Genomic DNA, 10,113 nt, shown 5'->3' on the forward strand with positions numbered 1-10,113 from the left:
TTGAGCAGCACTGCCGTGACCCCGGCGCCGCGCCGGGCCAGCCGGGCGCCCGCGTAGAGCGCGTCACCGCCGTTGTCGCCGCTGCCGACGAGCAGGGCCACCCGGGAGCCGTACACCCGGCCCAGCAGATCGGCGCACGCGGCCGCGAGCCCCGCCGCCGCGCGCTGCATGAGCGCTCCTTCGGGCAGCCGCGCCATCAGTGCGCGCTCGGCGGCCCTTACGGTCTCCACGCTGTAGGCAATCCTCATGCTCTTAGTCTCCCGAACGAAGGGCACTCCGTGCGTGGAAGCACACACTCCGGTGGGCTGATCGGCCTGAGAGACTGACGGAGATGGACGAGACACTGATGCGCGCCCGTGCCGTGGTCGATCTGGCCGCCCTACGGGCCAACGTAAGGGTGCTGCGCGACGCGGCACCCACGGCCGAGCTGATGACCGTGGTCAAGTCGGACGCCTATGGCCACGGCATGATCCCGTGCGCCCGTGCCGCCCGTAAGGCGGGCGCGAGCTGGCTGGGCGCGGCCACGCCCGAGGAGGCGCTGGCGCTGCGGGCGGCGGGGGACACCGGCCGGCTGATGTGCTGGCTGTGGACGCCCGGCGGCCCGTGGCGGCAGGCGATCGAGGCGGATATCGACGTCTCGGCCAGCGGGCTGTGGGCGCTGCGCGAGGCCGTCGCGGCGGCGCGCGCGTGCGGCCGTACGGCGCGGCTCCACCTCAAGGCGGACACCGGGCTCGGCCGTAGCGGCTGCCAGCCCGCGGACTGGCCCGCGCTGGTAGAGGAGGCCCGCGCGGCCGAGGCGGAAGGGGCCGTTCGGGTGGCGGGACTGTGGTCCCACTTCGCCTGCGCGGACGAGCCGGGCCACCCCTCCATCGGCGCCCAGGTGTCGCTCTTCCGCGACATGGTGGCGCACGCCGAACGGGCGGGGCTGCGGCCGGAGGTGCGCCATCTGGCCAACTCCCCGGCGACCCTGACCGTGCCCGAGTCCCACTTCGACCTCGTCCGGACCGGCATCGCCACCTACGGCATCTCCCCGAGCCCCGAACTCGGCACGGCCGCCGACTTCGGCCTGCGGCCGGTGATGACGCTCTCCGCCGCGCTCGCCTCCGTCAAGCGGGTGCCGGGCGGACACGGGGTCTCCTACGGGCACCGCTATGTGACCCCCGGCGAGACGACCCTCGCGCTGGTGCCCGTCGGGTACGGGGACGGCATTCCGCGCCATGCCTCGGGCACCGGCCCGGTGCTGGTCGCGGGGAAGTGGCGGACCATCGCGGGTACGGTCGCCATGGACCAGTTCGTGGTGGACTTGGGCGGGGACACCGCCGCCCCGGGGGACGAGGCGGTGCTGTTCGGCCCGGGGGACCGGGGCGAGCCGACCGCCGAGGACTGGGCACGTGCCGTGGGCTCGATCGCCTACGAGATCGTGACCCGAATCTCGGCCCGGATTCCCCGCGTTTATGTAGGTGAGGACGGGGGCACAGGGAACTGACCATGGGCGACGAGAGCACGGCCGGCAGTACGGCAGAGATGGCGACGAGAGTCGCGGCGGGGGCCACAGCCGTGAGCTGGCGCCGGGGCGCCGGATTCGCGGGAGCCACGATCGGCGTGCTCGCGGCGGGGGCGGCCGCGGGCGTCGCGCTGGAGCGGCTGACGGTCGGCCGCGGCGTACGGCGCAAGGCCCGGCTCGCACTGGACGCCGAGGGCCCGTACGGCACCCTGCGCGGCACCCCGGGCAGGGCGATCGCCGACGACGGCACCGAGCTGTACTACGAGGTGGAGGAGGTGCGGGAGAACGCCGCCGCGCCCTCGCCCCGGCGCAAGCGGCGGTTCGGGCGCCGCACCCCCACCCCCGTCACCATGGTCTTCAGCCATGGCTACTGCCTCGGCCAGGACTCCTGGCACTTCCAGCGCTCCGCGCTGCGCGAGGTGGTCCGCACCGTCTACTGGGACCAGCGCTGCCACGGCCGCTCGGCGCGCGGCTGCGCCCAGGCGGACGGCGAGGCGATCAGCATCGACCAGCTCGGCCGCGATCTGAAGGCGGTCATAGACGCGGCCGCGCCCGAGGGCCCGCTGGTGCTGGTCGGCCACTCCATGGGCGGGATGACGATGATGGCGCTCGCCGCGCAGTACCCCGAGCTGGTGCGCGAGCGCGTGATCGGCGCGGCCTTCATCGGCACCTCGGCGGGCCGCCTGGGCGAGGTCAGCTTCGGCCTCCCGGTGGTCGGGGTGAACGCGGTGCGGCGGGTGCTGCCGGGGCTGCTCAAGGCGCTGGGCTGGCAGGCCGACCTGGTCGAGCGGGGGCGGCGGGCCACCGCCGATCTCTTCGCGGGGCTGATCAAGCGCTATTCGTTCGGCTCGAAGGACGTGGACCCGGGGGTCGCGCGGTTCGCCGAGCGGCTGATCGAGGCCACGCCGATCGATGTGGTGGCGGAGTTCTACCCGGCGTTCATCGCCCACGACAAGGCGGCCGCGCTGCCGCACTTCGACGGGCGGCCGGTGCTGGTGCTCGCGGGCGACAAGGACCTGATCACGCCGATGGAACACAGCGAGGCGATCGCGGAGCTGCTCCCCGGCGCCGAGCTGGTGATCCTCGAAGAGGCCGGGCATCTGGTGATCCTCGAACATCCCGAGGTGGTCAACGGCCATCTGACCGAGCTGCTCTCGCGGGCCGTGGACGGGGCGGGCGACCGGGCGAAGCGGGGCGTGTCGGGCTGAGGGGCCGGGCCTGCGGGGGCGCCGTGCTGGGTCGCCGTGCTGGGCCGCCGCGGCGGCCTGGCCCCCGTGCTCGGTGGAGCGTTCCCGGTGGAGCGGCGGAGTCTCCGGTCAGGTGGCCAGGTCCAGCCATTCCCCGACGGCCAGCACATGTGCGCGCCGACCGGCGTGGGTGCGGAAGTCGTTCTCCGGGTCGGAGACCTCGACATAGCCCGGGATCTTGTCCGGCTGCTCCGTCTCGTAGTGCATGGGCACCGCGTACCGGGCGTCGAGGATCTCCGCGGCCGCGGCGGCCTGCCTCGGGTCCATCGCGGCGGGCAGCGGGCTCGGCGGCTGGAGGTGCGGCGCGTCGACCACCGCGCCGTTGGCGGGCAGGAACACCGCGTCGAACGGGCTGAACCGGCGCGCGATGAGCCACCAGTAGCCGTGGAACATCGTGTCGCCGCCGTGGAAGACCCGCTGCCCGTCGGCCTGCACCACCCAGTTCAGTTGCGGGTCGCCCAGCCCGTCGACGGAGGGGACCGCGGTGACGCGGAACGGCCCGATGTCGCGGCTGGACCAGGCATCCACGACCTCGGCGGCCAGCCGGTGCAGGACCAGCTCGCGCTCGGCCGACAGCGTCGTCACGTTGTCCACGTCGTCGCCGTGGCCGGGCGCCGGTCGCAGCACCGGCGCCCCCGGCGTCAGCGCGTTCGCGAGCGCGGACGCGTCGGTGTGGTCCCGGTGCAGGTGGGTGAGGAGTGCGGCGGTGACCTTCCCGCTCGGCACCGCCAGTCCCTCGCCGGGCTTCCACCCCGTGAACAGCGGTGAGAAGTCCTGCACGTAGTCGATCACCAGTCGCTCGCCGCCTGCCTCGATCTCCAGTCCGGCCCAGCCCAGTCGTCGCACTCGCATCCCGCACTCCTTCGTTCCGGTGGTTGCCCCGGAATTTAGCGTACGGTCGTTCTCCAAAGCAATAGCGAACGGGCGTACGCTATCCTCGTCGTATGTCACCACGACGCTCAGCGGCGGAAGCGCAGGCCACCAGGGGCCGGATCCTCGGCCGTGCCGCCGAGATCGCCTCCGAGGAAGGGCTGGACGGCATCACCATCGGCCGGCTCGCCGAGGAGCTGGAGATGAGCAAGTCCGGGGTGCACAAGCACTTCGGCACCAAGGAGGCGCTCCAGATCTCCACGCTGGACAAGGCGTTCGTGGACTTCTGGCACCGGGTCGTCGAGCCCGCACTGGCGCAGCAGCCGGGTCTGCGGCGGCTGCGCGCGGTGTGCGCCAACTCCGTGGGCTACCTGGAAGCGCCGCTGCTGCCCGGCGGCTGCCTGATGACCGCGGCACTCAGCGAGTACGACGGCCGCCCCGGCCGGGTCCGCGACGCGGTGGCCGAGGTGTGGTCGCGCTGGCGGGAGCAGTTGCGGGCGGACCTGGCCGCGGCGGTGGAGACGGGCGAGCTGTCCGCCGGGTTCGACATCGACCAGGCGCTGTTCGAGATCGTCGCCGCCGGGCTGGCACTGAACGCGGCCATGCAGCTCCAGCACGACCGGGCGGCCGCGGGCCGGGCCCGCCGAGCGATCGAACGGGCCTTGGATCAGTCCTGACCGGTCCTGACCGCACGCCCCTGCCCGGCGGGCGGGCCCGATGCCTGTTCCGACGGTGCCCGCGCGGCCGTCCGATCGGCTGTCCGACCGCCCGGCCAGGGCGTTCCCGCCGGTCCGCGCCGGGCTTTCGCTGCCCGTACCATCGGCGAGTATGGACGTAGGCACGCGCATCACCGTCACCTCTCCCGACCAGATGCGGGACCTGGGCCGCAGACTCGCCAAGCTGCTGCGCCCCGGCGATCTGGTCCTGCTCACCGGTGAACTCGGCGCGGGCAAGACGACCCTGACGCGGGGCCTGGGCGAGGGCCTGGGCGTTCGTGGCGCCGTCACCTCCCCCACCTTCGTGATCGCCCGGGTGCACCCCTCGCTGGGCGACGGCCCGCCGCTGGTCCATGTCGACGCGTACCGGCTGAACGGCGGCCTCGACGAGATGGAGGACCTGGACCTCGACGTCTCCCTGCCGGATTCGGTGGTGGCCGTGGAGTGGGGCGAGGGGAAGGTCGAGGAGCTGGCGGAGGACCGGCTGCATGTGGTGATCCAGCGGACGGTGGGCAGCGATATCGCGGTCACGGACGCGATGGCCGCCGACGTGGACGACGTACGGGACGTGGTGGTGGCGGGCGTCGGCCCCCGCTGGGCGGGGGAGGACCTGGCGTCGCTCGCGGGGTAGCGACGCGGGGTGGCGCCGGGGGGTAGCGCCGGGGTGGCCCATGGGGTGGCCCGGCCCGGCAGGGCTGCCGGGTAGAGCTCGCGTGCAGATGCCGGGTAGTTTCCGACAAGCCGTCGGCATGCTGTTGCATTCCGGGCATCGCCCGTGGTCACATGGGGAGAGAAAGCATGGGTTAGGTCTGCCTAACTCCGCTCGACTGCCCCAGCACCCTCAGGAGGCATCCATGTCGGCCCACGACCCCGTGGCCGGGACCGGCGCACGCGACGACCGGTCACCGTCGATGTCGGAGCTCCTGGCAGCGTGTGCGGCGGCGAGCGCGGTCTCGACGCCCCCGCGGCCGACCGAGGAGGAGACTCCCGCGTCAGCCCGGACGACCGCGTCGGCCGAGTCCGAGTCCGAGGCGGACGACGAGGAGCGCGACGCGGCATAGCGCCCGTCGGCGGCCGCGTCATCTCCGCCGCGGGTCACGGGATTACGCGACTACGGGGCTACGCGACTACCGGGCTACGGGACGACGACGACCTTCGTGTCCACCTGGGCGAACTCCCACATCGCCGCACTGTCCGCCCGGCTCTCCCGGACGGCCCCGGTACGCTTACGCGCGTTCGGGTCCGGCATCGACCCGTCCACCGCCGCGCTGAAACCGAACACGACCCCCCCTTCCGAGTGGAAGACGACGACGTGCTCGACCTGCACTCCGTCCGATCCGACCCCGCCCTGGTTGCGCGACGTCACGGAATAGGTCCCCGGGTCGGGGCTGGCCGGGCTCGGGCCCACCTGGAAGGTGTGAGTGGCCTTACCGTCGGCGCCGACCAGCCAGACCCGCTTGTCGCCCAGTGCGTAGACGACCCGTACGCCGGTGCCGGAGCCGGCCGGAAGGGCGGTGGACTTCTGCTTCGACCCCGCGTCGCCCTTGTCCTTCTTCTTGGACTCGGCGGCGTGCGACCCGGGCCGGGCCTGGGTCGGATGGTCGGGCGCGGTCGCGGCGGCCTGGTAACCGAGGAACCCGACGACGCCCAGCGCGGCGGCGGTGAGTACGGCCACGGCAGGCCCGGTACTGCTCCTTGGCACGGCGGCAACCCTCTCCTGCGGTCAGTACGTGCTGACGGCCCGTTCACGCTTACGGCGACGGTAGCACCGGCGCCCGCCGCCCCGCCGCGCTCCGGCCGAGCGGTGACCGAGCTGTTCCACCGTCGGTACGAAAGGGCGGTACGAAAGAACGACCTCCCGGCGCGCCGTAGGCTGTTCTCGTGCTGTTGCTCGCTCTTGATACCGCCACCCCCGCCGTGACCGTCGCCCTGCACGACGGCTCCGCGGTGATCGCCGAGTCCTCGGACCTGGATGCCCGCCGCCATGGCGAGCTGCTGCTGCCCGCCGTGCACCGGACGCTGAAAGAGGCGGGCACGGAGCTGGCCGCGGTGACGGAGATCGTCGTCGGGGCGGGCCCCGGCCCGTACACCGGACTGCGCGTGGGCCTGGTGACCGCGGCCACCTTCGGGTCGGCCCTCGGCGTGCCCGTCCACGGGCTGTGCACCCTGGACGGGATCGCGTACGCCGCCGGGCTGGCCGGTCTGGACGGCCCCTTCGTCGTGGCCACGGACGCGCGGCGCAAGGAGGTCTACTGGGCGCGCTACGACGACGCCAGGACCCGCGTCACCGAGCCCGCCGTCGACCACCCCGCCGATCTCGCCGAGCGGGTCGCCGGGCTGCCCGCGGTCGGCGCGGGCGCGCTGCTCTACCCGGCGGCCTTCGCCGACGTACCGGCCGGGATGCCGGAGTACCAGTCGGCCGGGGCGCTCGCCTCGCTCGCCGCCGAGAAGCTGGCGTGCGGCGAGGAGCTGCCGCCGCCCCGGCCGCTGTATCTGCGCCGGCCCGACGCCAAGGTGCCCGCCAACTACAAGGTGGTCACCCCGAAGTGAGCGGCGCGACCGTGACGCTGCGCGAGATGCGCTGGTGGGACCTGGACCGGGTGATGGAGCTCGAAGAGGAGCTGTTCCCCGAGGACGCCTGGTCGCGGGGGATGTTCTGGTCCGAGCTGGCCCATGCCCGGGGCCGGGGCGCCACCCGGCACTATGTGGTGGCGGAGAGCGGGTCCCGGCTGGTCGGATACGCCGGGCTCGCCGTCTTCGACCGCACCGGCGACGTCCAGACCATCGCCTCCGCCCGCGACCACTGGGGCACCGGCCTCGGCGCCCGCCTCCTCACCGACCTCCTTACGGCCGCCACCGCCTTCGAATGCCGTGAGGTGCTGCTGGAAGTGCGGGTCGACAACGCCCGCGCGCAGCGGCTGTACGAGCGCTTCGGCTTCGAGCCCATCGGCATACGCAGGGGCTACTACCAGCCCGGCAATGTGGACGCCCTGGTCATGCGGCTGTCGGACCCGGCGGCGCCGGGTGTGGCGACCGCGGCGTGCGCCGACACCAACGCGTCCACCGAGACCAGCACGTCCACCGAGACCAACGCGTCCACCGAGACCAGCACGTCCACCGCGAACACAGCGGCCTCCGAGAACACAGCGGCCTCCGAGAACCCCACGAACCCCGCGACCTCCGCGAACCCCGCGACCTCAGTACAAGGAACCGAGACCCATGGCTGACGAACCCCTCGTCCTCGGCATCGAGACCTCCTGCGACGAGACCGGCGTCGGCATCGTCCGCGGCCACACGCTCCTCGCCGACGCCGTCGCCTCCAGCGTGGACGAGCACGCCCGCTTCGGCGGTGTCGTCCCCGAGGTCGCCAGCCGCGCCCATCTGGAGGCGATGGTCCCCACGATCCAGCGGGCGCTGAAGGAGGCCGGGGTCGCCGCCTCCGACCTCGACGGGATCGCCGTCACCGCGGGCCCCGGGCTCGCGGGCGCGCTGCTGGTCGGCGTCTCGGCAGCCAAGGCGTACGCCTACGCCCTCGGCAAGCCGCTCTACGGCGTCAACCACCTCGCCTCCCATATCTGCGTCGACCAGTTGGAGCACGGGCCGCTGCCCGAGCCGACGATGGCGCTGCTGGTGAGCGGGGGCCACTCCTCGCTGCTTCTCGCGCCCGACATCACCTCCGACGTCCGCCCGCTCGGCTCGACCATCGACGACGCGGCGGGCGAGGCGTTCGACAAGATCGCCCGGGTGCTGAACCTGGGCTTCCCCGGCGGCCCCGTCATCGACCGCATCGCCCGCGAGGGCGACCCGGACGCGATCGCCTTCCCGCGCGGGCTGACCGGTCCGCGGGATGCCGCGTACGACTTCTCCTTCTCGGGGCTGAAGACCGCCGTCGCCCGCTGGATCGAGGCGAAGCGGGCGGCGGGCGAGGAGGTCCCGGTCGCCGATGTCTCGGCCTCCTTCCAGGAGGCGGTCGTGGACGTGCTGACCCGTAAGGCCGTGCGCGCCTGCAAGGACGAGGGCGTGGAGCATCTGATGATCGGCGGCGGCGTCGCGGCCAACTCCCGGCTGCGGGCCATGGCCGAACGCCGCTGCGAGGACGCGGGGCTCACCCTGCGGGTGCCGCGGCCGAAGCTGTGCACGGACAACGGGGCGATGGTCGCGGCGCTCGGCGCGGAGATGGTGGCGCGGGGCCGGTCCGCCTCGGCCTGGGACCTGTCGGCGGACTCCTCGCTTCCGGTGACCGATCCGCATGTCCCGGACCCGAACGCGCACACCCACTCCCACTCCCACTCGCATGGTCACTCTCATGACCATGTGCACGAGTTGAGCCGGAAGAACCTGTACGCATGACCGTCGCGCTGATGTGGGAGGCCCGGGCCGTGGCGGGGAAGGGCGCGGAGCTACTGGCGTGGGCCAACCGCCAGCCTCTCGATCCGGCCCCGCTGCGCCGCGAGACCTTCCGGGCGCCCGAGGACCGCGTCCTCGTCATCACCTGGTGGGACGGCGCCTACGACACCCCGGGCCTGCCGGAACTCCCCGAACCGGGGGCGGACTTGGCCCGACGCGCGGTGCACCGCTGGCGCTTCGAGACGGTCGCGGCCGAGGACTGAGCGTACGGCGCCGGGCGCTAGGGCGCCGGGGCGTACGGGCACCCGGTACAGCGCCTGGTCGTGCGGCCTCGGGTTGTGGCCCCGGTCGACTGCTACGGGGAGCACGGCGACCGGGGCCACCTGGGGACCGTCCGCCCTTCGGTGACCGCCTTGGGGTGCGGCGGTTCGGGGCGGACGGCCGTCTCAGGTCCGCCGGTGGCGGTCCGGCCTGTTGTGGTGGCGGTGGCGGTGGCGGGGGCACTGGCACGGCGGCCATGCCTGCCCCAGCGCGTAGGGGTTGGTGCTGTCCTTGCCGACGAGGACGGCCACCTTCGCGCGCTGTGCGGTCACGATGCCATCGCGGGCCATGGTGTAGACGCGCATCGTCATACGGGGCCGCTCGTTCCCGTACGCCTTGTTGTCGGGGGTCACCGGCCCGCCTCCTCGACCGGCGCGAGGAGTTGGAGCACGGCGCGCAGGCTGCGTTTCACCGTGCCCAGGTGGTAGGCGAGTTGTTCGGGCGTGGCGGTGGCCAGGCTCAGGGCTTCAGCGGCGGCGAGGCTCTGTCCGGCGACGATGACGACGGCCTGTTCAAGGCCGTCGCGGGTGGGCTTGGCTGCCGCGATGCACGCCGGGCACAGACCCGAACGGGGCACAGCGGGGTCACGGTGCCCGAAGTCACCGGGGGTGGCGCACAGAGCGCAGCCAGGGGCCGGGGCGGGAGTGGTCCGGCCGTTGGCGGTCACCGGATGACCACCATGCCGTGCGGGGCACAGACCAACTCCACCCGGGGGACGCTCTTCGACCGCTGTTGCTTCCGCCGCTCATCGGCCACCACGCAGGGACGCACCAGCGCGGGCAACTCGCTGTCCAGCGGCAGGAGAGGGATGGTGTGCAGTGCGAGGGTCGGCGGGTCGGTGTAAAGGCGCGGGGGCACCGGTCCGGGCCCAGCGGTCGGGAAACCCACGGCCCCCGCCACGGGCCGGGAAGGCACCGGATGCGACGCGGTGAGGTTCGGGACGGCACGGTGACGGCCGGACGGCCGTAAGGCCAGAACTGTCCTCACCCATACGAGCACACGGACGATAGAGTCCAGCATGTTGACGCTCCAATCCAGCGTTGGCCACGCCCCCGGACCGATTACGCGGTTGCGGGGGTCTTGCATGTGGCCTGCTTCTGTAGCGCCC

At 73.1% G+C, this 10,113-nt stretch carries 14 protein-coding genes and 1 pseudogene; 9 read left to right on the plus strand and 6 right to left on the minus strand.

Annotated elements, in window-relative coordinates; all coding sequences use genetic code 11:
- Window positions 1–248, minus strand: a 248-nt coding sequence (locus KN815_RS27675) for an NAD(P)H-hydrate epimerase (RefSeq protein WP_301184654.1), incomplete at its 3' end; no start/stop codon positions are given.
- 83 nt (window positions 249–331) lie between these two features.
- Here KN815_RS27675 and alr point away from each other — a divergent pair.
- Together alr and KN815_RS27685 are read left to right on the plus strand one after the other, a co-directional pair.
- Window positions 332–1,486, plus strand: coding sequence for an alanine racemase (alr, locus tag KN815_RS27680; protein WP_216344634.1), 1,155 nt, complete (start codon window positions 332–334; stop codon window positions 1,484–1,486).
- A gap of 2 nt (window positions 1,487–1,488) precedes the next feature.
- The gene (locus KN815_RS27685; RefSeq protein ID WP_216344635.1) at window positions 1,489–2,712 is read left to right on the plus strand and encodes an alpha/beta fold hydrolase; all 1,224 of its coding nucleotides are present in this window, start codon (window positions 1,489–1,491) and stop codon (window positions 2,710–2,712) included.
- 108 nt (window positions 2,713–2,820) lie between these two features.
- On the opposite strand, the gene KN815_RS27690 is transcribed toward KN815_RS27685, so the two are convergent.
- Complete coding sequence (locus KN815_RS27690) at window positions 2,821–3,603, minus strand: MBL fold metallo-hydrolase (protein WP_216344636.1); 783 nt, start codon at window positions 3,601–3,603, stop codon at window positions 2,821–2,823.
- Between the two features lie 92 nt (window positions 3,604–3,695).
- On the opposite strand from KN815_RS27690, the gene KN815_RS27695 reads away from it, so the two are divergent.
- The 3 genes from KN815_RS27695 to KN815_RS27705 all read left to right on the plus strand — a co-directional run bounded on the left by KN815_RS27695 (window position 3,696) and on the right by KN815_RS27705 (window position 5,398).
- Window positions 3,696–4,298 carry a TetR family transcriptional regulator C-terminal domain-containing protein gene (locus KN815_RS27695; protein ID WP_216344637.1) on the plus strand — a complete coding sequence of 201 codons (603 nt, stop codon included), beginning with the start codon at window positions 3,696–3,698 and terminating at the stop codon, window positions 4,296–4,298.
- A gap of 151 nt (window positions 4,299–4,449) precedes the next feature.
- Window positions 4,450–4,968 (plus strand): tRNA (adenosine(37)-N6)-threonylcarbamoyltransferase complex ATPase subunit type 1 TsaE, encoded by a 519-nt coding sequence (gene tsaE / locus KN815_RS27700; protein ID WP_216344638.1) that lies wholly within the window; start codon window positions 4,450–4,452, stop codon window positions 4,966–4,968.
- A 223-nt stretch (window positions 4,969–5,191) separates the two neighbouring features.
- Window positions 5,192–5,398, plus strand: a complete 207-nt coding sequence (locus KN815_RS27705; RefSeq protein WP_216344639.1) for a hypothetical protein — start codon at window positions 5,192–5,194, stop codon at window positions 5,396–5,398.
- 74 nt (window positions 5,399–5,472) lie between these two features.
- On the opposite strand, the gene KN815_RS27710 is transcribed toward KN815_RS27705, so the two are convergent.
- On the minus strand, window positions 5,473–6,039 hold the full coding sequence (locus tag KN815_RS27710) for a hypothetical protein (RefSeq protein ID WP_216344640.1): 567 nt from the start codon (window positions 6,037–6,039) through the stop codon (window positions 5,473–5,475).
- A gap of 179 nt (window positions 6,040–6,218) precedes the next feature.
- Here KN815_RS27710 and tsaB point away from each other — a divergent pair, with 179 nt between their 5' ends.
- The 4 genes and pseudogenes from tsaB (at window position 6,219) to KN815_RS27730 (ending at window position 8,947) form a co-directional block, all read left to right on the plus strand.
- Window positions 6,219–6,887, plus strand: a complete 669-nt coding sequence (gene tsaB / locus KN815_RS27715) for a tRNA (adenosine(37)-N6)-threonylcarbamoyltransferase complex dimerization subunit type 1 TsaB (protein WP_216344641.1) — start codon at window positions 6,219–6,221, stop codon at window positions 6,885–6,887.
- Between the two features lie 26 nt (window positions 6,888–6,913).
- Window positions 6,914–7,355, plus strand: a pseudogene (rimI, locus tag KN815_RS27720) (ribosomal protein S18-alanine N-acetyltransferase); the annotation flags it as partial.
- A 201-nt stretch (window positions 7,356–7,556) separates the two neighbouring features.
- The gene (tsaD, locus tag KN815_RS27725) at window positions 7,557–8,687 is read left to right on the plus strand and encodes a tRNA (adenosine(37)-N6)-threonylcarbamoyltransferase complex transferase subunit TsaD (protein WP_216344642.1); all 1,131 of its coding nucleotides are present in this window, start codon (window positions 7,557–7,559) and stop codon (window positions 8,685–8,687) included.
- On the plus strand, window positions 8,684–8,947 hold the full coding sequence (locus KN815_RS27730) for a hypothetical protein (RefSeq protein WP_216344643.1): 264 nt from the start codon (window positions 8,684–8,686) through the stop codon (window positions 8,945–8,947). The genes tsaD and KN815_RS27730 overlap by 4 nt, the downstream gene beginning before the upstream one ends.
- Window positions 8,948–9,130: 183 nt before the next feature.
- On the opposite strand, the gene KN815_RS27735 is transcribed toward KN815_RS27730, so the two are convergent.
- The 3 genes from KN815_RS27735 to KN815_RS27745 are packed head-to-tail and all read right to left on the minus strand — an operon-like array spanning window position 9,131 to window position 9,863.
- A complete protein-coding gene (locus KN815_RS27735) occupies window positions 9,131–9,358 on the minus strand; it encodes a hypothetical protein (protein WP_308403679.1) in 228 nt (75 codons plus the stop codon).
- Window positions 9,355–9,672: a hypothetical protein gene (locus tag KN815_RS27740; RefSeq protein WP_216344644.1), complete on the minus strand. Its 318-nt coding sequence runs from the start codon at window positions 9,670–9,672 to the stop codon at window positions 9,355–9,357. The genes KN815_RS27735 and KN815_RS27740 overlap by 4 nt, the downstream gene beginning before the upstream one ends.
- A complete protein-coding gene (locus KN815_RS27745) occupies window positions 9,669–9,863 on the minus strand; it encodes a hypothetical protein (protein WP_216344645.1) in 195 nt (64 codons plus the stop codon). Before KN815_RS27745 ends, KN815_RS27740 begins: the two co-directional genes overlap by 4 nt.
- Between the last annotated feature and the right edge of the window lie 250 nt (window positions 9,864–10,113).

Origin of the sequence: Streptomyces niphimycinicus (assembly GCF_018883605.1) — a bacterium.
GTDB lineage: Bacteria > Actinomycetota > Actinomycetes > Streptomycetales > Streptomycetaceae > Streptomyces > Streptomyces niphimycinicus.